This window comes from Nitrospina gracilis Nb-211 (genome assembly GCF_021845525.1).
GTDB classification, from domain to species: domain Bacteria; phylum Nitrospinota; class Nitrospinia; order Nitrospinales; family Nitrospinaceae; genus Nitrospina; species Nitrospina gracilis_A.
This window is the reverse complement of record NZ_JAKJKD010000001.1, coordinates 1,947,685-1,968,740: the sequence shown is the minus strand read 5'-3', so window position 1 is coordinate 1,968,740 and position 21,056 is coordinate 1,947,685. Positions and strand designations below refer to the sequence as shown.

Genomic DNA, 21,056 nt, shown 5'->3' with positions numbered 1-21,056 from the left:
GACCGCCTCGTCGGCGTCACCCGTTTCAGTTGGAAGACAGGATCAGTTCCACCCGTTTGTGGATGTTCAGTTTTTTGAATGCCTTCTTGAGGTGGAACTTGACGGTGAACACGCTGATCTTGAGGATCTGTGCGATTTCCTCGTCGTTGTACCCCTGGCTTGCCAGGTTCGCCACTTCGCGCTGGCGCTTGGTGAGCCCGACTTTCTCCAGTTGCAGGTTCTGACTGTATGCGGGCTTGCGATTTTTGAGAGTGCGCCGGGGAGGGGTGTTTTCCAGGCAACTGGTTATTTTGGAAAGAAGCTCGTCGCGCTTCACGGGCTTGAGAATGTAATCCTGCACCTTCAGTTGAAGGGCATCAATGGCCGACTCCAACGTGCCGTGCCCCGTCAAGATCATGACCGGCGCGTTCGGTTGCAGTTTTTTGATCTCCTGCGAAACCTGGATGCCGTTCATACCTTCCATAATCAGGTCCACGATCACCAAATCCGGGTGCTGGGTCTTGAACTGTTCCAGCCCTTCTTCGCCATTGACCGCCGTGGTGACGTGAAAACCTTCTTCTTCTAGGTCGTCACTCAGGGTTTTGCGCAGGATTTCTTCATCATCGATGAGAAGGATAGAGTGGTCCATATGGGTTCTCCTCCATCCGAGACCATTAGTAAGGAGTTTCTCTAAAAGAGCGGCGGGTTGCCTCGAACAGCCCGTCGTTTACAAAATATACATAGATGGGCTGGACCACAAGAAAAATCGGGGAAGACCAATAAAATTTGGGTGAAATTCTATGAGGAGTGGGAAAAGAAGAAGGTATTCCGACAAAATTGGGTAATTGCCGTGGAAGTCGGAATATCGAGCCGGGTCACAGCCCCAGCTTCTCGAAGAACCCTTTGATCTTTTCCTTTACCGGCTTGCCATCGATTTCCGCCAGTTCCTGGTACAGTTCCTTCTGCCGCTTGTTGAGTTTTTTGGGAACTTCGACGAAGAACTGAATGATCTGGTCGCCGCGCCCATGACCCCGCACGTTGGGGATGCCGCCGCCGGGAATGCGGTAGGTCTCGCCCGATTGGGTGCCGGAGGGAACGTTGATGATCTTGGTTTCGCCATCGAGCGTGGGCACTTCGATATCGGCTCCAAGCGCGGCCTGCGAGACGGAGAGATTCAGGCGGCAGAGGATATTCTGCCCGTCGCGGTGAAAGAACTCGTGCGGCTTGACGTGAACGAACACATAGAGATCGCCGGGGGGCAGGCCGGGTCCCGCTTCGCCTTCGCCGCGCAGGCGCAGTCGCGAGCCGTTGTCCACTCCGCCGGGGATGTTGACGGAGATGGTTTTCTTGTCCACCACCACGCCTTCGCCATGGCAGCCAGTGCAGGGATCGCGAACGATTTCCCCGGCGCCTCGGCACTGCGGGCAGGGTGTGGACAGGCTGAAGAATCCTTGTGACCGCACCACCTGGCCGGTGCCATGACAGGTGGCGCACCGTTCGGGGGTGGTGCCGGGTTTGCATCGCGAGCCTTTGCAGGACTGGCAGATGACGTGCTTGCGCACGTCGATTTCCTTTTGCACGCCGAAGGCCGCTTCCTCGAAAGTGATTTGAGCGTCGGCGCGCAGGTCGTTGCCGGTACGCTGACGTCCTCCGCCGAAGAAGTCGCCGAAGATATCGCCGAACGTCGAGAAGATGTCTTCAAATCCGCTGAAGCCCTGGCCTTTCAGGCCTTCGTGGCCGAACTGATCGTAAACACGCCGTTTTTCCGCGTCGCGGAGCACCTCATACGCTTCCGAGGCTTCCTTGAATTTGTCCTCGGCTTCCTTGTCGCCGGGGTTTTTGTCCGGATGATACTTGAGCGCCATTTGGCGGTAGGCTTTTTTCAGTTCGGCTTCGGACGCTTCGCGTGAAACCTCGAGGATCTCGTAATAATCGCGTTTAACCATGAGCACCTTCAGTTTTTGAGTTTAGCCACTTTCACTTTAACGGGTTTCAACAACTTGTCCTGGAACCGGTAACCGGGTTCCAACTCTTCCACCACAATTCCATCCTGTGCCGGGTCTTCCGTATCCACGGTCATGCAGACTTCGTCTGTATTGGGATCGAGCTTGCGTCCGACTGCGGGGATGGGTTCGATTCCCTGCTGGGTCAGCTCGTGCTCGAATTGGGAAAGGATGAGGTGGATGCCCTGCTTGAAGCTTTCGAAGTCGCCGGTGGACTGCGCCGCGCTGGATGCGCGTTTCAGGTTGTCCACGATGGGGATGAGTTGCTTGAACAGTCCGGCTTTGAGCTGTGCGAGGCGACCTTCGTTTTCTTTCTGCAGACGCTGGCGGAATTCATCGTTCTCCGCGTTCTTGTTTTTGTAGGCGGCGATGTATTCCTTGAGCCGTTTGTCCTTTTCCTCGGCTTCCTGGCGGAGTTGTTCCACGTAGGTGGGGAGGCGTTCTTTTCGGGATTCCTCCTCCTCGACGGCGTCCTCTTCCAGCGCCCAATGGCGCCGGTCGGTGACGTTGAACTTGGGAGGAGGCTGGTCGCTGAAATCGGGCAGTTTACTGGTTGAATCGTTCATGATCTTTCGAATCAAAAAACGGAAGGCGGGCACACTCACCCAGGAGCCGCCCGCCGGTCCGGAAATTGATAGTTAAGGATTCGCCTCCGACCGGCCCTGGAGTGAAACGAAAAGGACCGTCCGTCCGCCCGGGAAAACCGGACGGACGGGGGAGGGAGTGCCTTTATTTCTTGTTGCTGATGTCTTCGTACTCGGCGTCCACGACGTCGTCGGCGGATTTATCTGAACCACCGCCGGATTGATCGTCACCGGACGGACCGGAGCCATCGCCTTCGCCGCCTTCTGCGGACGACTGCTGCTGGTAGATCTGCTGTGCCAGCTTGTGCGAAGCCTGGGTGAGCGCCTCGGTCTGCTGTTTGATCTGTTCCAGGTCATCGCTTTCGATAGCCTTCCTGGCCTCGGCAATGGCGGACTCGGCTTCCTTGACGTCGTCTTCGGAGAGTTTCTCCTTGTTGTCGCGGATCGTTTTCTCCGTGTTGTACACCAGGGAGTCGAGCTGGTTGCGCGCGTCGATCTTTTCGCGCCGCTCCTTGTCCGCCGCGGCATTGGTTTCGGCATCTTTCACCATGTTCTCGATATCCTGGTCGGAGAGACCGGTGTTGTCGGTGATGGTGATCTTCTGCTCTTTGCCGGTACCCTTGTCCTTAGCCGAGACGTGCAGGATGCCGTTGGCGTCGATGTCGAAAGTGACTTCGATCTGCGGCACACCGCGCGGCGCGGCGGGGATGCCGTCCAGGTGGAACTTGCCGAGCGAGCGGTTGTCCTTCGCCATTTCGCGTTCGCCCTGCAGAATGTTGATCTCCACGCTCGGCTGATTGTCCGACGCGGTGGAGAAGGTCTCGCTCTTGCGGGTCGGGATGGTGGTGTTACGCTCGATCAGTTTCGTGGTCACGCCGCCCAGGGTTTCGATGCCGAGGGACAGCGGGGTGACGTCGAGAAGAAGGATGTCCTTCACGTCACCGGACAGAACACCTGCCTGCACGGCGGCGCCCAGAGCGACCACTTCGTCCGGGTTCACGCCGCGATGCGGCTCTTTTTTGAACAGGTCTTTGACGATCTGCTGAGCGCGCGGCACGCGGGTGGAACCACCGACCAATACCGCTTCGTCGATCTTGCTGGCGTCGAGACCCGCATCCTTGAGCGCGCTGATGCACGGCTTCTTGGTGCGTTCCAGCAGGTCATCGACCATGGACTCGAACTTGGCGCGGGACAGTTTGATGTTCAGGTGCTTCGGTCCCGTGGCGTCTGCGGTGATGAACGGCAGATTGATTTCGGTTTCGGAAACCGAGGACAACTCCATTTTGGCTTTTTCCGCCGATTCCTTGAGCCGCTGGAGAGCCATGTTGTCGTTGCTCAGGTCGATGCCCTGATCCTTCTTGAACTCCGCAACCAGCCAGTCGATGATGCGCTGGTCGAGGTTGTCACCGCCGAGATGCGTGTCGCCGTTGGTCGCTTTCACTTCCACGACGTTGTCGCCGACTTCGAGGATGGAGATGTCGAAGGTGCCGCCACCGAAGTCGTACACGGCGATCATGTGATCCTTGTTTTTATCGAGACCGTAAGCCAAAGCGGAGGCGGTGGGCTCGTTGATGATGCGCTTGACATCGAGCCCGGCGATCTTGCCTGCGTCCTTGGTGGCCTGGCGCTGGGCGTCGTTGAAGTAGGCGGGAACGGTGATGACCGCTTCCGTTACCGGTTCACCGAGGTACGCTTCGGCGGACTTCTTCAACTTTTGCAGGATCATCGCGGAAATTTCCGGCGGGCTGTATTGCTTGCCTTGCACTTCGATGCGAACGTCGTTCTTCGGGCCCTTGACAACTTTATAGGGCACCATTTTCATTTCTTCGGAAACTTCCGAGTAGGAACGGCCCATGAAGCGTTTTACTGAGAAGATGGTGTTCTCCGGGTTGGCAATGGCCTGACGCTTCGCTACCTGGCCGACCAGAATTTCGCCATCTTTGGTGAAAGCCACCACCGAGGGCGTGGTCTGGCTTCCCTCCTCGTTGACAATGACTTTGGGATCATTGCCTTCCATCACGGCCACCACGGAGTTGGTGGTGCCCAAGTCAATTCCTATGATCTTACCCATGGGTGCTGTTCCTTTCCAATTGGCGTTTATTATTTCAACTTATTTTTTATAAGGTTAAAGCGATTTTGAGAACTGTTCCTGCGTGCTAGGTGTTTAATAAGATGGGGGTGGGGGGCAGTCAAGCCGGATGGCGATTTTTAAAGCATTTTTCCGGGGTGAAAGGAAATGGGGGAGGTTGTGTCGAGTTGATTAAAAAATAAAGGTTTAGGGGGCTATTGCGAAGGTGGCGACGGACTCATGAGGGAGGGGAAGGCAAAAGAAAAGGGCCCCGGAAACCGGGGCCCTTAAAAACTATAGAAGCAACTGCCCGGAAGTTATTCCGTGTCCGGAATTCCTTCGTGAAGCTCGCCTTTGAACAGAACCGCAGTTTCCTTGTCCTCGGCTTTGTTCTTCGCTTTCATGGCGGCGATTTCCTCGAGCTCTTCTTTACCTTCCGGGGTTTCTGCCCACGGGGTCAGGCTCTGGCGAACCCGCCGGATGGTCTCGGCCATTTTGATAAGCAGAGAGGAGTCGATATCGCGGATGGACAGCAACGCGTCTTCATGACCGTCGTAAGCACACCAGGCCTGCGTGTAGCAGTTGGTGTTGGCCCGGATCATCTTCAGCGTGATGTTTGCAAAGTGGCAATGCACCCCGATGAGGATACAAACCTGAATTTTGTTGTGCAGAACGGTCAGGTTGGGGTGACAGGGATTGATCACCGCTTCCGGATCAATTTTCGGATAGATGGGGCGGTAATCCGGCATGGGAATGATGTTCATGCCAGGGACTTCCTTAACCAGATCCAAAGCCAGCTTTGCCTTGTGCCGGGCTTCTTCATTCCAGCCCCAGATGATCTGGGGGCCGGGAAACAGGGTCGGGTTTCGCCGGGTCAACAGCTTGACGGCCGCGGTTTCAAAGACCTTCTCCTCATCTACCCATTCGCCTTCCAGCAACTGCTTGCGGGAACCTTTTTCCGGCTGGAAAATACCCATGGATGCGGCGGAAGGGGGAAGCAGGCCTACAGGGCCCAACTCTAATTTTGACATTCTGAATAACCTCCAAATAACAAATATCTTACAGGGGATCCGTCTTTGGAACCGTACCAAAGAATTTTTGTTGTCTATTCAAATAGTCTGCTGTCGGGAAGTGGTGATTTTGCAACAGAGCGATGGTAAGACAAAAATAAATGAGCTTTAAATACTATTATCAAACATATATTCTGTCAATCCCAAATTCCGGCTCAAATTTCGATTCTTCCAATAATCCCATAAGTACATTTAAATTAAGGATTTCTGGTGCTAATGAACGGTTTCAAAAACCCTGTTTGGCGGCCCATTCAAAGGGGGCTTCGTACCAGGCATCCAATAGCGTTTTCTGCGCCTCATTGATCCGCCCGGTTTCTTCGGCGAAGGCTACCAGGTTGGGAAACGTGAGGAGGGTGTGGAGCTGGCAATCCATTGATTTAAATGCAGTTGTTGCGGATTCGAAGCCGTAGCTGAAAATGCACAGGCAGTGGGCCACGCGGGCGCCAGCGGCACGGAGCGCCTCCACCGCCTTCAAAGCACTGCCTCCGGTGGAAACCAGGTCCTCGATCAGCACCACTTCCTGTCCCGGCTCGAGGACGCCTTCAACCTGATTTTGCAGTCCATGCCCTTTGCTTGTGGAGCGCACATACACCAGCGGCAACTCCATCATATTGGCCAGCGTGGTGGCATGGGGAATGCCCGCCGTCGCGGTGCCGGCTATGCAGTCAACCGGGATGTGTCTGCTTTCAATGACTTCCTGCATCGATTCGGCGATCAGGAAACGGTGCTTGTGTTCGCCCAGAAACAGACGGTTGTCGTTGTATACCGGCATGCGGTAGCCGGAAGCCCAGGTGAAGGGCTCCTCGGGGTTGATACGGATGGCACCGATGTCCAACGCCACCCGGGCAATGTTTTTCCAGTACTTCAAGGAATGGGTCCTCCATTGAGATTGAATCAAAAGCCGCGGTGGATGAAGGTCTCACCACGCGTTCCGTCGAAATCGGCGAGTCCCCGCAATTCGAAGCTGAGCAGGATTTTGGTTTCCGCCTGGTTGACGTTGAGGTTGATATTGCGGCGGCGGATGAAATCGAACGACAATCCCCAGCATTTGCAGGGATCGCTGTAGGTTGCCCTTCCGTTGTGCTCCAGCACGCGGTCGTTGAATTCGTCAAAGCGGGCACTGTACTTGAAGTTCAAGCCTTTGGGAAGCGTGACGTCGAGGGTGCCGAGAATCATCGCTGATTCATTGTGCACCTGGCGTTTTTCCAGCACCACCATCAGCCACTCGCTCAAGCGGATGCCGACGTCGAAGTTGAACCGCTGGACGAAACCGTCGTACACATTATACTCACTGTCGAAATTGAACATGAAATAATCCGTGAGGCGCGTGTCGAGGTCGAACCGCAGATCGGAAAACGGCCGGCGGGGCGTGAGGGGCGTCTGGAACCGCCGCGCTTCCTTGATATTGTAACTCTGGCTGATCTCGAATCGGGCCACCTGCCGCACTTCGCTGTTGCCTTTGTCATCCATGTCCTTGCGCAGAAGGCGCTGGGTCAGGAAATAAGTGACGGCCTCGGTGGGGCGGATGTCATCCACGGCGTCGATGATGCGGATCTTCTCGCGGTCTTTCCGGTCGAAGCCGGAAATGTAATTGTACTGCACGCGGGGTTCGATGACGTGCTTGTACGCGGGGTCGCCGACTTCCGTTGGTTGGAAGACTCGGTTGAATTTGGGTCCTTCCAGAAACGTGCTGAATTCCAAAACCTCCCTGGTGAACTCCGGACGGATGAACGGCTGATTGGTGGCCGGGTTGATGTCGTCCGATAGCTCTTTGTTGTAATAGGTCTCGCGGAACCCCACCTGCGGCGTCAGGCGCAGCCATGGAGCAAAGGTGATCGGGTAGGAAACCTGCGGATGAAAATCAAACCGTTGCAGGGTCTCCTCGTTGTCGTTGCCGATGGTCGGATCGAGGTCCAGCAAAAACTGCGTGGCGCTGGTTTCCTGATTGAAATAAAAACCGCTGTTGCCCAGTTGGAATGACTGCGTGACCCAGGTGATCGACGGCAGGATGCCGAAGGTGTCGTCGCGATCGGCCTGTTCGCTTTCGCGGTAGCGTCCCAGAATATCGAGGGAGTTGGTTTCCCATCCTTTGAATATGGACATGAAGGAATCACTGCTTCTTCGTGTCCGGATTTCCGTTTGCGACTTGAAGGTTTTGTTGAAGTTGGCCGCCGAGGTCTGGTCGAGCCGTGCCAGCAGTCGTGCGTCTCCGGGCAGAACCTGCTGGTGCCGGGCGTCGAGTTTCCAGAACGTCCTTCCTGAAATGTCATCCTTCAAATGCTCACCGCGCCACCAGCCTTCAGTGGTTTCGCTGGGCTGGTAACGGAACTCGAGCGATGAACGCAGGCCGCGATTTTCCATGTAATCGGCGCCGATGGTGGCGTCGTACGATCGGCCGATGGCCCAAAAATACCGGTTCTGGATGGTGAGGCCGTCCAGATTGCTGGTGCCGACGCTGGGCATCAGGAATCCGCTTTTGCGTTCGCTGATGAGGGGGACGTAGCCCACCGGAATGTATATAAAGGGAATGCCTTTGATGCGAAACACGCCGCCGGTGAACAGAGCGCGGTCTTCGACCAGGATATCGGCCTTGCCCACCTCGATCATCCAGTCGGGCAAAACCCCGGTGCAGGTGGTGAGTGTGGCGTCTTCCGTCTGGTAGTGTTCGTCGGAAAACCGGCGGAAGGTTTTGCCGGATACGTAGTATTCCTGACCCTGCTGACCTTTCAACGTTCCCCGGCTGCGCAACAGAATACCGCGGTGGGTTTTGATGTTGAAGTCGCCGCGCACGGCTTCCACGGTGGAGCCGTCTTCCATCTTCATCACCACGTTGCCCTGCGCGTGCCCCTGGCCCGTCTCGGTATTGATGGCCATGTTGTCGGCGCGCACGGTGCGGTTCTGATACCGGACCACCACATTGCCGCGGGCTTTGACGAGGTTTTCTTTGACCAGGTGCTCCATGTAATCGGCGGTGATTTCCACGGGGGCTTCCTGCGGTTCCGTGGTGGATGAGGAGGGTGCGGTCTGGCCGAGGGAGGGGGACGGAAAGGCTCCGGGCAAGACAGCCAGCAACGCCATCATCAAAAAAAGGACCGCCTTATTTGAGACCGGTTCGTTCAATATGTTCTCTGGCTTCGGCGACGGTAAAAATGGAACCCGTCACACAGATCAACTCGTCGGGTCCACATTGTTTCTGGTTGGCGATCAGGGCCTGAGGGACGTCCTCGATGATTTCCAGTGGCCCGATGGAAAAGGATTCACCGGCCAGATCCGCGGGGTTCAGGCTGCGGTCCTGCCGGGGCCGGGTCAGCGTGATATGATGGGCGAATTGCGCGGCAATTTCAATACATTCCCGGTAGGGCTTGTCCTGCATGATGCCAAGCACCACGCGCAATTTACGCGCGGGATACAGTTCCACCAGCGCTTCCATCAGTTTTTGCAGGCTGTCGAGATTGTGCGCGCAGTCGAGGATCGTGAGGGGGGATTCGCTCACCACCTCCAGCCGGCCCGCCCATTGCGCCGTGGCGAGGCCGCGTTGAACGATATCGGGTGTGAGGGCCACGCCTTTGGGGGCGAGTGCCTGGCAGGCGGCAATCGCCATCGCCGCGTTGTGCGCCTGGTAACGCCCAAGCAGGGAGCTGGTCAATCCTTCAAAGTTTCCGGCGGGGCTTTCGTAATCGAACGTCAACCCTCCCGGCAGGTGACTGCGCAGGTTGATTTTGAAATCACGGCCCAGTTGCAGAAGGCGGCAGTTGAATGCCTGCGCGCGGTCCTCGATCACGCGGAACACTTCGGGCTGGTGCACGCCCGTCACCACGGTGCAGGTGTCCTTGATGATGGAGGCCTTCTCGAACGCGATGCGGGGCAGTTCCGTGCCCAGACTGCTTTCGTGATCGCGTGAGATGGAGGTGACGATACACACTTCCCCCTGGCAGGTGTTGGTGGAATCCAGCCGCCCACCCATGCCGACTTCGATTATGTTCCAGTCCACCTTTTGTTCGACGAAGTACTGAAAGGCGAGGGCGGTGCCGAATTCGAAAAACGTAACCGGAACCCCGATGCGTTCCGAGGTTTCCTTGATGCGCAGAATCCCGTCCACCATCGCGTCTTCCGGAATCGGTTGACGGTTCACTTGGATGCGTTCGGAAAAATGCCGGATGTGCGGGGATGTGTACAGTCCGGTGCGAAACCCCGCGGCACGCAGGATGGACTCCACAAACGCCGCGGTCGATCCCTTGCCCTTGGTGCCGGCAATGTGCACCGCCGGAATCTTGTGCTGGGGATTGCCCAGTGCTTCCAGCAGGTCCGTGGTGTTTTCCAGGCCCAGCTTGATGCCGCTGTTCTGCAGGCCATACAGGTAATCGAGGCATTCGGATGGGGTCATGGTGTCTTAAAATCGGTGAGAGGGTATGGGCATTGTGATTAAGGGTTTATATTTTCGCATTTTTGAAATCCGGGCGTAAGATATTACTGCTTAATTTATTTTAATTAAAGGAATAGATGTGAAACCGCATTCCCAACGATTGCGCATTCCCCTCATGCGGCTGGCGCGGGGCCCGGTCCTTCTGGACAACATGAAGGAACCGATGGAAGGGCTGGAACTGGTGACTTCCATCGATATCTTTCCCACCGAGCCGCTTCCCGGCGAATGTTACGCGCTGAAGATGGAAGACGATGCCGCCGCGCCGCACGCCCCCGCAGGCAGTGTGGGTGTTTTTTGCCAACAGTCGGCGGGAGTTCCGGTGTTGCATCAGATATATCTGGTGCAGATCAAAAACGAGCGGCCGCGGGTCTGCAAACTGGTGAAGAGCGACTCGGCCTTTCACCGGCGGACGGATGAAACGAAAACGTCCTCATCCACACCCGAACGCCTTCGCCAGCGCCGGAAAAGTTTCATGACGCCGACGCCGCTTCACATCCCCGACGCGCGGGTCTCTCCCATTCCCGACTCCGCGCACGAGATGGTGTATCTGAAAAATCCGGAAGAGGGAGGGCCCATGCTGGTCCTGCCGAGCCGCGATGTGTTGTGGATGCATCCGCTGGTGTTCATCCCGCCTTCCTGAAAGCCGCCGTTATTTTTGTGTCAGGCGGATGAGATCGCGATAGGTACGGACGCCTTCCGCCGACCAGTCCACTTCCGTGAAGCCGGGTTCGATAACGGGGATCATGCGGATGACCTTGATGTACTGGATGCCGTTCACCAGTTGGCGGACATCATTATCAGTCGGTTCCTGCACCGGAGAGAAATGGTTGTCCGCGTGTTCCCATTCCCAGGGGCTGTCATGGCGAGCCAGCCAGATATCGGCGAACCGCGCATCCCCTCTCCGCGCGAGCAGGCAGTCGAGGTATTGCGGTAGCGCCGGGCCCTTCAGCACCAGCGAGTAACCCAGGTAGTGCCCCCACCAGAACAACACGCGGTAGGTGAAGTATTCTTCCTTGGTGAAAAACTGCGGGATGTCGAGAGACACAAAGGGAAACCCCTTGTTGTTTTCACCTTTGGTGATTTTCCCACGCTTGAGATCGGTGCCCAGGGGAACGGGGCCGGGGTCCTTCGCCAGTTCGGCGATCATCACTTCCTTCAGTTCTTCCAGCCGGGCCTCAGCCTTCTTGATGATGGAATGTTTGTGCAGAAACAGTTCGCGTTCCCGGATCAGGCGCAGTTCCACGTCGCTCCAGGGAGACGGGTCGGATGAGTGAGGAGGCATTGTTACTCGGTTTCGGATCGTTTGCGGTTTCGAAGGAGTTCTTTTTGACGGGCCAGCACGTAACGGTGGATGTCGTCCTCCGCCCGTTCATCCAATCCGACGAACCGGCATTGGCAGATGCCCTCCCGGTTGACGCGCAGGATACGGAGTTTGGTTTTGATGAATCCGCCGGTGATGGGAAGGCTGAACGAAACCGGGTACACGGCCTTGGGCTTGAAGTCGCTGTTCCGGAATGAAATTCCGCCGGAGCTGATTTCCAGTACCTTGACGGTCTTGCCTTCTATGGAAACCAGGATCGGCTCCGCCGGATCCGGAGAAATGCGGAACGCCTGCCGCTGGTCTTCCTTAGGCACGTGAAACAGCTTTCCCTTTTCGTCTTTGCTGTTGTCAGTCTTCTTTTTCCAGAACAAATTCAACTCTCCTGTTCAGGGCACGGCCGCGTTCGGTCTTATTGGTGGCGATGGGAAACGTGTCAGCAAATCCGGTGGCGGTCATGCGTTTTGGGTCGATGTTCTGATCAATGAAGTACCTCAGTACGGAAGTGGCCCGGGCAGAAGACAGTTCCCAGTTGCTGGCGAAGCGGCTGTTGGGAATCTCCGAATTGTCGGTATGCCCGTTGATGTTGATTTTGTAATAAGGGTACTTTTCCGTGATTCGGATCAACTCGTCGAGCACTTCTTTTCCCCGGTCCAGGTTCAACTCGGCGTTCCCTTCATCGAACAGCGATTGGGAAGGAACCTTGACGATGATCTTCGACTGGTCGGTGGAAATGGTCATCACTTCTGACAGGCTTTCCACCTTGGCCACGTTTTTGACCTCTGTCAGAATATTATCAGATTTGAGTCCCGTCAATACGTCCAGAGACTCCTTGACTTCCGCCGCGTCCAGAAGCTCAAGGAGGCCGATGGACGCCTTTTCATGCCCGAGAATCGCTTCCTTGAAACGGTTCATGTTGATGGAGGACAGCGAATACAAAATGATGAAGTAGGTAAGAAGCAGGGTGAACATATCCGCCATGGTCACCAGCCAGGCCTGTCCGCTCCGTTCATCCTGCACCTCCTCAGCAAAGTCGGCAAGGCTCTCCCGCTGGCGGCGCCGGATATGCAGATTTTTTTGCATGCGTTCTTTTGCCCGCTGGACTTCATAATTCAATTGCACTTCAAACTGACGGTCACGGGCTTTGATTTCCTCTTCCAGTTCTTCCTTTTCGGCGCGTGTTTTGTCCAGTTCGTCCTGAATTTGGCCGATCATGTCGGAAGTGAGTGTGAGCGTGTCTCCTCCCCGTTTGTTCGTCTGGATCATCTTTTCATACATCTTGATCAGGCCGTCTTTTTCCGTGAGCAGTTTTTCAAACCTCTCTGTGGATTTTTCCATCAGCATTTTCAGGGATACGGCCTTTGACTGCACGTTCTCCACCGGGCCCACGTCGTTGCGGAGCCGTTTGATCTCACGCGCCATCGTGCCTTTCTCACGGGCCAGACGCTCGCGTTCTTTTCGTTCCTGTTTGACTCGTTCCGTGAGATGGAGGTTTTTCCTTTGCAGGGCTTTCAGCGTGCGCGTCAACTCTTCATAACGAGGAACATCGGCATCGTCTTTGGTTTCTTCCTTTTTGGGTGCCGGTTCTTTGGCGGTGGGAGACTTGATCGCCCGGCTCGGGCCGAGCCCCCGCTGGAACTTGATCTGTTCCTGCTGGTCCTCGACGGTTTGCTGGAGTTTGGTGATTTTCTTGCCGGTGACCGTCAGCATGTGCTTGAAGCGGGTTTCTTGGCGCACCTTTTCGACATCCAGCTTTTTCAACTGCGCTTTCTGCGCGCGAAGCTGTTCCCGGATGAGCTGGATATTTTCTTTATCGTCGTCTTTCTTCGCCATGAGTCACCCCGTCTGGTAAGCCGCTCCCGTGGGGCGCGGCGGCCGCCGACGTTTGGCGGGCACATAGGAAGACAGCTTTTCATAAACGAAAACCGGGTTGTTGTCTTCGAGAATGGAGATGGCGCCTTCAAACATGATTTCCAGATTGGTCAACTCCACCAGAGTCCGGTCCTTCAATTTTCCCGCGATGGGCAGAAAAAATAAAGTCGATAACAGCATGCCGTAAAAGGTGGTCAGCAGGGCTACGGCCATGGCGGGGCCGATGGTGTCCGGGTTGTTCAACTGGCGGAGCATCTGCACGAGGCCGATCAGCGTGCCCATCATGCCGAAAGAGGGCGCATAGGACGCCATTTTGCGGAAGATGTCCTGGATGATGAAATGCCTCTGTTTCATCGATTCGATTTCGATGTTCAGCGTGTCGCGGATCATTTCTTCTTTCGACCCGTCTGCAATCAGATTGCACGCCTTGCGGAGGAGGTCGTTTTCATACTCGATGCGGCTGAGGGCAATGAGCCCCTGACGGCGGCTGATGCTGCACAGTTCGATCATGGTCTCCACCATGTCGTTGGGATCGGATTTTTTCTCCGAGAAAACGAAAATAGCCGCTCGGAAGGCGGCGATGACGTCTTTCAATTGGAAGGTGATCAGGGTGGCGGCGATGGTCCCGCCGAGAACGATCATGATTCCGGGCAGGTTGAAAAAATGGCTCAAATCCCCGCCCAGGAAAATGGCCCCGATGATCAACCCCAGTCCTAAAAGGACCCCTACGAGGGATGCGGCATCCACAGGTCAATTCCTTGGGTAAGTGCTCGTGATAGAATTTCGGATTCCAATAAAATTACCACGGAAATGGGATTTCTGCAATGTTTTCATTGGTTTATGGCTGTTTGGCAACGTGTTTCCAGTCCTCAATGACGCCATGCGGGCCCTGTTACTTGTTATCGGCACAAATGACCCGGACTGGAGGGGGTGCCGCGGTTAAATCCAAATGAATTCTGAATTTACAGGTGTTTCAGGGTAGGGAGGGGGCGCTTCAGCCCAGCATCAAAAGAGTGGCGGGAATGATGGCCAGTGCCAGCAGAGTGGAGACGAGGATGGACGAGGCGACCAGTTCCGGGTTGGCGTTGTACTTGCCGGAGAGCAGGATGTTGATCACGGCGCAGGGCATGATGCTCTCCAGCAGGACCACCTTGCGGGCGAGGTCGTCCAGGGGCAGGATGGTCACGCACAGCAGGCCCGCCAGCAGTCCGAACGAAAAACGGAAACCGACCACCATCCACGTCAGGCGCAACTGCGTCACCTTCACTTGTGCCAGGTGCATGCCCAGGATCAGCAGGACCATGGGGATGTTGGCTCCGGCGAGAATGCGCACCGGCTCGCGTACGAATGCGGGGAGAGGCGTCCCAAACGTGTTGATGGCCAGCGCCAGCGCTACCAGGTACACGACCGGTTCCTTGAAAATCTGCTGCCATCCGCTTTCGGACGACACGAGAAACAAACCGATGGTGAAGACGGCAACAAACGAGGCGAGGAAAAACATGAGTCCGAACGGGATTGCGGTATCGCCATACGCCGCCTGCATGATGGGGAAGGGCAGGTTGACGGAGTTCATGAACATGATGGGCAGGTACACCCCGCGTCCGATTTCTTTACGACGACGCAAAATCAGCCATGCAAGAAATCCGGGTAAAAGCAGAATGATCCACGCCGAAAGGAACACGTTGCCCAGCAGGCCGCCTTCCAGGTTCATGCCGCTGATGTGATGGAATGCGAAGCAGGGAAGCAGGAGGGCCATGGTCAGCCGCACAAGCGGTTTGGGGTCGATCGGTACCTGCCGCGCAAAAAGGAACCCCAGGCCAATAATCAGGAACGAGGGCGAGACCAGTTGCAGGACGTGAAGGAGGTCGTCGAGCATGAACGGCCGGTCAGGTGTACAGGTGGCAGTACACGATGTGACCGGGGCGGAGTTCCACCTTCTTCGGGTCCTCGTGTTTGCAATGGTCCATGACTTCCGGGCAACGGGTGTGGAAGCGGCATCCGGACGGGGGCTTCATCGGCGAGGGCACATCGCCGCCGAGGGATACTTTCTTTTCGCGGTCGCGGGGATTGAGCGATGGCTTGGCGGCAAGCAGGGCCTGTGTGTACGGGTGCGCCGCCTCGCGGTTGAGCACATCGGTGGGCGCGACTTCCACCACCTTGCCGAGGTACATCACCGCGGTGCGTTGCGACAGGTGCTTGACCACGTTGAGATCGTGCGAGATGAACAGCATGGTCAGGTTCTTCTCCTGCTGGAGTTTGCGCAGGAGGTTGATGATCTGCGCCTGGATGGAAACGTCCAGCGCCGAAACGGGTTCGTCGCAGACGATGTATTCCGGATCGAGTGCCAGGGCGCGGGCGATGCCGATGCGCTGCCGTTGACCGCCGGAGAACTCGTGCGGATAACGGCGCATGTAACGCGGCGACAGCCCAACCTGCTCCATCACGTCGCCGACCTTCTGCCGCAGGTTCTGCCGGGTGGCTTTGCCGTGCACCAGCATGGCCTCGCCGATGATGCGCTCGACGTTGAAGCGGGGATTGAGCGAGCTGAACGGGTCCTGAAAGATGATCTGCATTTTCGGCCGCAGGCGTTCCATCTCCCGGTTGGACAGTTGCGTGATGTCGCGGTCGCGGAAGACGATCTGCCCGGCGGTGGGTTCGATCAAGCGCAGGGTCATGCGTCCGATCGTGGTTTTGCCGCAACCCGACTCGCCGACGAGGCCCAGGATTTCCTGCTCGCCAATGTCCAGGGACACGTCGTCCACTGCCTTCACCTCGTTCACCACATGGGAAAACACACCACCGTAAACGGGAAAGTATTTTTTCAGATTTTTCAATTCCAGCAGGGTCTTCATGATTCCTGCGCCACGGCGTTGGTTTTGTAAAGATAACAGGCGGCCGTCTGGTTGGGGCCGGTGCGGTACACCGGCGGAATTTCCCGACTGCATTCGTCCATGACATCGGGACAGCGCGGGTGAAACGCGCACCCCGAAGGCAGGTTGACGGGATTGGGCACGGTGCCGGCGATCGTCTCCAGAGGTTTGCCCGGCTCGTCTTTGGGTAGCGAACGCAGAAGGCCGCGCGTGTACGGATGCTTGGGATCCTCGAACAGTTCCACCACCGGCGCTTCTTCCACGATCTTTCCGGCGTACATGACGGCCACCCGGTCGGCGAACTGCGCCACGATGCCGAGGTTGTGCGTGATGAGCAGGATGGACATCTGCGTTTCGTCGCGCAGATTGGCCAGCACGTCGAGGATCTGCGCCTCGATGGTGACGTCGAGCGCCGTCGTCGGTTCGTCGGCGATGAGGAGCGCCGGGCGGCAGGAGATGGACATGGCGATCATGACGCGTTGTTTCATGCCGCCGGACAACTCGTGCGGATACTGGTCGATGCGTTGCGCGGCGGAGGGGATGCGCACCCGGTCGAGCAGTTCGATGGCAAGCTGGCGCGCTTCGGCTTCGGTTTTGTTCTGGTGCAGGACGATGGCCTCGACGATCTGGTCACCGATGGTGAAGATGGGATTGAGGGAGGTCATCGGCTCCTGAAAAATCATGCTGATGTCGTTGCCGCGGATGCCGCGCATCTCCTCTTCCGTCAGTTTGAAGATTTCGCGGTTGTCGAACAGGATGCGGCCGCTCTCGTAACGGCCGGGAGGGGTGGGCACAAGCCGCATGACGCTGAGGGCGGTGACCGACTTGCCGCAACCGGACTCGCCGACCAGCGCCACCGTCTCGCCGCGTGCGATCTCCAGGTTGACGGAGCGTACGGACTCGACCTTGCCTTCCTCTATGTAGAAGGAAGTGACCAGGTTTTCGATTTTGAGCAGAGGAGCCATGGCGAAGTCCGGATGAAATTCAGCCCCGCCGGCCGCAGGGCAAAAAAAAGGAAAGCTCCCATAGGAAGCTTTCCTCTTTGAGTTCGTTACCGTTTACGGGGCATCATCGAAAATGTCCTCGTAGCGGTAGTCGTCGTCTTCTTCATCGATGTCGTAACGCGCCATGCGCGTGTTCACCTTTTCCGCCCAGGCGTCGATGCCGCCTTCGATGCCCTGCACGTTGGTGAAGCCGCGCTGGCCGAGAAACTTCTGAAAGCTCTCGGTGCGGTCGCCTTTCCAGTCCACCACCACGATTTCCGAATCGGGCGCGAGGTCCGCCAGCACCGACTCGCAGTTTTCACGGGTGATGAAGGTGGCTTCCTCGATGCAGGCGATATCGCGCTCCCACTGCTCGCGGATGTCGAGCAGGACGATGGGCTCGCCGTTTTTCATTTTTTCCTTGAGCTGTTCCGGGGAAATGAAGCGGACCTGCTTGCCCCCGGCTTCCTTGTTGAGCAGGGAAAGCACCTGGCCCACGGTCTTGCCGTGCTGTTCGCACACGGTGAAGATGGTTTCCTCCGGTTTGTAACCGGTGACGGGCATGCCGATGTGGAAGTGCTTGAACAGCAGGGTGTGGACTTCCGGCAGGACGCGGTTGACCTCGGTCATGGGCGTGTCCGGGTTGAACACGATTTCCTCTTCCTCTTTCTCGATCTCGGTGATCTGGAGGATGTGGTAGCCGTAGGGGGAATGGATGGGGCCCAGGATTTTGCCCTGATCCTGCTCACTGATTTCGCCCATCAGCGCCATGGCGTTGTCTTCCGGCATCCAGCCCAGGTCGCCGCCGTTTTCCTTGGACGGGCAGGTGCTGTACTGCGATACCACTTCGGTGAAGGGCTTGCCTTCATCCAGCAATTTTTTCGCCGCCACCGCGTCTTCCACCGCGTGGGTGAAGATCTGGCTGGCTCGTACTCGTATCATGAACGCTCCTTGGAACCTTTACTTCAGGTTGAATTTGCGGATATTCGGTGAGTCGGGGACTCTTGAAAATGATATACCGAATGAAATGGCCGAATCAAGACGTGTGACGGATTTTGAGAGTCATCTGGAAATTGACTGAAAATGGCCTGTCTTTCCGCCAACGGGTGGGCGCCTCCGCTTTTTTCGGCTTTTCCCCGATCTGGTGCCAAAAAAGGCTAATGGAAATTTTCGATTTTCCCGATCTATAGATATAAAAGGAGGATACGCCCATCATGACCAAGTCCGTCGCCCATACCACTTACGAGGAATACCGGCCCAGCGGGGTCGATCAGGGTTGTTTTGAACACATCTGCCACGGTCGCGTGCTGGAGATCGGTTTCGGCTCCGGAGCCCTGCTGAAAAGTCTGAAAGAAGTGGGCAACGAGGTGCACGGGGTGGATGCGGGACGCGATATTGTGAATCACGCCCGTGCGCAGGGATTCGATGTTTCCCTGGTGGATGTGAGCGAGCAGGATTTGCCGTTTGGGACGGATCATTTTGATGCGGTGTATTGCTACGAAACTTTCGAGCACCTGACCAATCCGCACCGCATGGTGTCCGAAGTGCGGCGGGTGTTGAAACCGGGCGGGGCTTTTTATTTTTCCGTGCCGACGCAGGAAGGTACCATGGGCTACGGCGCCTGCCGGCATGCCTTTGTGTATCCGGGGTTGTTGGAGAAAAAGAATCTGGAACGGTTTTTGATGCAGATGTATTTCCGCGTGAATAAGGAGTATGAGATGAACACCGGTCTCATCGTCCACCGGTTTTACGGGTTGACCAATTGCAAGCGGGAAGACCTGCCGGATATCATGGAGGTCATCGTCGGCGATTACCGCGTTTCTGAGTTGTACAAGCATGTGCTGACCCCAGACCGGCTTCAGGAAGAAGTGCAGATCGAGATCGATGGTTATATGAGAGGAATCGACTGGTTCCTGAAATGGCCGGATGGCCTGGAGCCCGCTATCGGAATCGGCTGTCACCTCTGCGAGTCCTACAAGGGTTTTCCGTCCTTATACATGCAACTGTTCGAACGTTTCTATGAAAGGGGAAGGTCGGAGGCGGGTTTTTCTTTTCTGGAAATGATGCTGGCCGACTGCGAGCTCCCCGAAAGCTCGCGCGAACGAACGAGGGCCCTCCTCAATTCCTTGAACTCCACGCCAGCCCTGGTTTGATGGCCGTTTCGATTTAAGCGGTTTCGCTGAAAGCATTCCTGTCAATCGAGAAACCGGGCGCGTTCTTCTGGAGACGGAATGCGGCAGTTTTCTTTTTTCCCGAACAGGCGGTAGCGGTTCTTCGCGATCCATTCGTAAATTCCGTCACGAATAGGGACGGGCACCCACCGGAAAATCCACAGCAACGACCAGACACCCCCAAGGCGGCGGAAGATGCGCAACGCCGCCGTGGATTTCACGAAGACGCGGTCCCCTTCCACCAGCACGACACTGTCCATTGAGGTCTCTCCAGGCGCACCCAGCACCTGGCGTGCGGTTTCACCCTGCAAGGGAGAGAAGCGGAACTCCTCTGCCCGGTCCTTGCGTATAAGAAAATCCACAAACCTGTTGCACAGCCCACACACGCCGTCGAAAAAGATGATGGGTGGTTGTTCGTTTGCTTTTGCGGGTCTGGTTGTCATGGCCTTCCGTTGAAAGGTGGAGCGGGAAAGGACCGGATTGCAGGGGAGGGCGTGTTGAATCCAATGCAATGTGCATATGCCTTCCGTCATTTCAGGACTTCATTATAAGGCTTTTGAGCACATGAGTGAATGAGGCCTGAGGAAAGGGAACGCACCAGAAACTGATTTATGGGGTGTGGCATGCGTGGTATGATTCGGCTTGTCGGTCGCGCGATGACTGGCGGGCGGGGCAGGTTGCCTGCGGTCTGCTGGCGGATACCGGAGCAAAGAAAATGATACGCCCCCGTAGCTCAGCAGGATAGAGCAACGGATTCCTAATCCGTAGGTCGCTGGTTCGAATCCAGTCGGGGGTACCAAATAAAACTAGCACTTAGATGGCTTTGGCCTCTAGGTGCTTTTTTATTTTGTGGTGGTAGTGCCAGTATAGGGTCAATGATGGCGAGGTTTGGAGTGTGCTTTGATTATTATGAAGATAAATTACAGGTGGTCGAGGTCAATCCCTTTTTGTTTAAGAATTGCATCTTGGTTATCTTCACGAAAAACCTTTTTCTCACTTTCATATAATTTCTTGTACCCCTCATTGAAATATTGAATGACTAGAGCGGGCCTATTGGATTGGTGTTTCCCGCACATCACCTCTACATAATTCCCTCTGGGTGTTTTTCGAGAGTAAGCGCCATAATTAAAATAAAACCTTGGGGCAAAGCCAATGCCTTTGAAGTTTTCATCACCTTTGAAGGGGAGATATCTGTTTAATGCTGGATATTTTGTTTCAATAGCTTTTAAAACGATGGAAAAATCGTCGAGGCAGGGTAAGGGCCCTTGGCTAATTTGGAGTGAATAAAGCTTCACGCCAGTCACGCTATAAAGCCTACCAGTCAATGGACCAAAATTTAAAGTGACAAACGGGAAAAAATCGTCCTTTTGGACTTTGGTCACCTCTCCAAACTTTTCAATTTCACCGGGGACTTTGTACTCAATTAGATTTAAATCTTTATACAAAAGGTCAAATGAATACCCCAAACCACCCTTAATTAGCGGGACCTCAACCGGTTTTGTATCAGCTTTTTCCTGCTCTGCCCCTTTTTCAGAGTCTAGGAGTTTATCAACCTCTGCTTGCTCCTTGATTTTTTCTGGTGTCACCCAAGAAACTCTTTCCGGTGGGTGTACACCCTTGGTTGCACAGCCTATCAGGATGGAAAGAAGAGGGATAATTAGCAACGAATTCTTCATGGGCATCATTTGGTTTCGAGATGAGTCTGATTCCTCTTG

At 55.8% G+C, this 21,056-nt stretch carries 20 protein-coding genes and 1 tRNA gene; 3 read left to right on the top strand and 18 right to left on the bottom strand.

Going from position 1 to position 21,056, the window contains the following annotated elements; all coding sequences use genetic code 11:
• Positions 1-25: 25 nt before the first annotated feature.
• From J2S31_RS09300 to J2S31_RS09265, 8 genes are all read right to left on the bottom strand, one after another.
• A complete protein-coding gene (locus J2S31_RS09300; RefSeq protein WP_237098812.1) occupies positions 26-628 on the bottom strand; it encodes a response regulator transcription factor in 603 nt (200 codons plus the stop codon).
• Positions 629-854: 226 nt separating this feature from the next.
• A complete protein-coding gene (gene dnaJ, locus J2S31_RS09295) occupies positions 855-1,925 on the bottom strand; it encodes a molecular chaperone DnaJ (protein WP_237098811.1) in 1,071 nt (356 codons plus the stop codon).
• Between the two features lie 8 nt (positions 1,926-1,933).
• On the bottom strand, positions 1,934-2,548 hold the full coding sequence (locus J2S31_RS09290) for a nucleotide exchange factor GrpE (protein ID WP_237098810.1): 615 nt from the start codon (positions 2,546-2,548) through the stop codon (positions 1,934-1,936).
• A gap of 163 nt (positions 2,549-2,711) precedes the next feature.
• Positions 2,712-4,637, bottom strand: a complete 1,926-nt coding sequence (gene dnaK / locus J2S31_RS09285; protein ID WP_237098809.1) for a molecular chaperone DnaK — start codon at positions 4,635-4,637, stop codon at positions 2,712-2,714.
• 314 nt (positions 4,638-4,951) lie between these two features.
• Complete coding sequence (locus J2S31_RS09280; RefSeq protein ID WP_237098808.1) at positions 4,952-5,665, bottom strand: carbon monoxide dehydrogenase beta subunit family protein; 714 nt, start codon at positions 5,663-5,665, stop codon at positions 4,952-4,954.
• A 265-nt stretch (positions 5,666-5,930) separates the two neighbouring features.
• Entirely contained in the window at positions 5,931-6,572 is a 642-nt protein-coding gene (gene pyrE / locus J2S31_RS09275) for an orotate phosphoribosyltransferase (protein WP_237098807.1), read from the bottom strand.
• A gap of 26 nt (positions 6,573-6,598) precedes the next feature.
• On the bottom strand, positions 6,599-8,686 hold the full coding sequence (locus J2S31_RS09270) for an LPS-assembly protein LptD (protein WP_237098806.1): 2,088 nt from the start codon (positions 8,684-8,686) through the stop codon (positions 6,599-6,601).
• A 115-nt stretch (positions 8,687-8,801) separates the two neighbouring features.
• On the bottom strand, positions 8,802-10,088 hold the full coding sequence (locus tag J2S31_RS09265; RefSeq protein ID WP_237098805.1) for a bifunctional folylpolyglutamate synthase/dihydrofolate synthase: 1,287 nt from the start codon (positions 10,086-10,088) through the stop codon (positions 8,802-8,804).
• Positions 10,089-10,206: 118 nt separating this feature from the next.
• Between J2S31_RS09265 and J2S31_RS09260 the strand changes: the two genes are divergently transcribed.
• Positions 10,207-10,767: a hypothetical protein gene (locus J2S31_RS09260; RefSeq protein ID WP_237098804.1), complete on the top strand. Its 561-nt coding sequence runs from the start codon at positions 10,207-10,209 to the stop codon at positions 10,765-10,767.
• Positions 10,768-10,776: 9 nt separating this feature from the next.
• Here J2S31_RS09260 and J2S31_RS09255 read toward each other — a convergent pair whose 3' ends face one another.
• From J2S31_RS09255 to J2S31_RS09220, 8 genes are all read right to left on the bottom strand, one after another.
• Complete coding sequence (locus J2S31_RS09255; protein WP_237098803.1) at positions 10,777-11,409, bottom strand: hypothetical protein; 633 nt, start codon at positions 11,407-11,409, stop codon at positions 10,777-10,779.
• Between the two features lie 2 nt (positions 11,410-11,411).
• Positions 11,412-11,819: a PilZ domain-containing protein gene (locus J2S31_RS09250; RefSeq protein ID WP_237098802.1), complete on the bottom strand. Its 408-nt coding sequence runs from the start codon at positions 11,817-11,819 to the stop codon at positions 11,412-11,414.
• Positions 11,797-13,278, bottom strand: a complete 1,482-nt coding sequence (locus J2S31_RS09245; protein WP_237098801.1) for an OmpA/MotB family protein — start codon at positions 13,276-13,278, stop codon at positions 11,797-11,799. The genes J2S31_RS09250 and J2S31_RS09245 overlap by 23 nt, the downstream gene beginning before the upstream one ends.
• A 3-nt stretch (positions 13,279-13,281) precedes the next feature.
• Entirely contained in the window at positions 13,282-14,064 is a 783-nt protein-coding gene (locus tag J2S31_RS09240) for a motility protein A (RefSeq protein ID WP_237098800.1), read from the bottom strand.
• Positions 14,065-14,311: 247 nt separating this feature from the next.
• The gene (locus J2S31_RS09235; protein ID WP_237098799.1) at positions 14,312-15,193 is read right to left on the bottom strand and encodes an AEC family transporter; all 882 of its coding nucleotides are present in this window, start codon (positions 15,191-15,193) and stop codon (positions 14,312-14,314) included.
• Positions 15,194-15,203: 10 nt separating this feature from the next.
• A complete protein-coding gene (locus J2S31_RS09230; protein WP_237098798.1) occupies positions 15,204-16,169 on the bottom strand; it encodes an ABC transporter ATP-binding protein in 966 nt (321 codons plus the stop codon).
• Positions 16,166-17,152: an ABC transporter ATP-binding protein gene (locus tag J2S31_RS09225; RefSeq protein WP_237098797.1), complete on the bottom strand. Its 987-nt coding sequence runs from the start codon at positions 17,150-17,152 to the stop codon at positions 16,166-16,168. Before J2S31_RS09225 ends, J2S31_RS09230 begins: the two co-directional genes overlap by 4 nt.
• Positions 17,153-17,245: 93 nt before the next feature.
• On the bottom strand, positions 17,246-18,112 hold the full coding sequence (locus tag J2S31_RS09220) for a rhodanese-like domain-containing protein (protein ID WP_237098796.1): 867 nt from the start codon (positions 18,110-18,112) through the stop codon (positions 17,246-17,248).
• Positions 18,113-18,384: 272 nt separating this feature from the next.
• Here J2S31_RS09220 and J2S31_RS09215 point away from each other — a divergent pair, with 272 nt between their 5' ends.
• Complete coding sequence (locus J2S31_RS09215) at positions 18,385-19,323, top strand: class I SAM-dependent methyltransferase (protein WP_237098795.1); 939 nt, start codon at positions 18,385-18,387, stop codon at positions 19,321-19,323.
• Positions 19,324-19,364: 41 nt separating this feature from the next.
• On the opposite strand, the gene J2S31_RS09210 is transcribed toward J2S31_RS09215, so the two are convergent.
• Positions 19,365-19,784, bottom strand: coding sequence for a thiol-disulfide oxidoreductase DCC family protein (locus J2S31_RS09210; RefSeq protein WP_237098794.1), 420 nt, complete (start codon positions 19,782-19,784; stop codon positions 19,365-19,367).
• Positions 19,785-20,063: 279 nt separating this feature from the next.
• Between J2S31_RS09210 and J2S31_RS09205 the strand changes: the two genes are divergently transcribed.
• Positions 20,064-20,140: transfer RNA gene (locus tag J2S31_RS09205), tRNA-Arg, on the top strand.
• Between the two features lie 121 nt (positions 20,141-20,261).
• Here the strand turns inward: J2S31_RS09205 and J2S31_RS09200 are convergent.
• Positions 20,262-21,017, bottom strand: coding sequence for a hypothetical protein (locus J2S31_RS09200; RefSeq protein WP_237098793.1), 756 nt, complete (start codon positions 21,015-21,017; stop codon positions 20,262-20,264).
• Positions 21,018-21,056 lie beyond the last annotated feature (39 nt).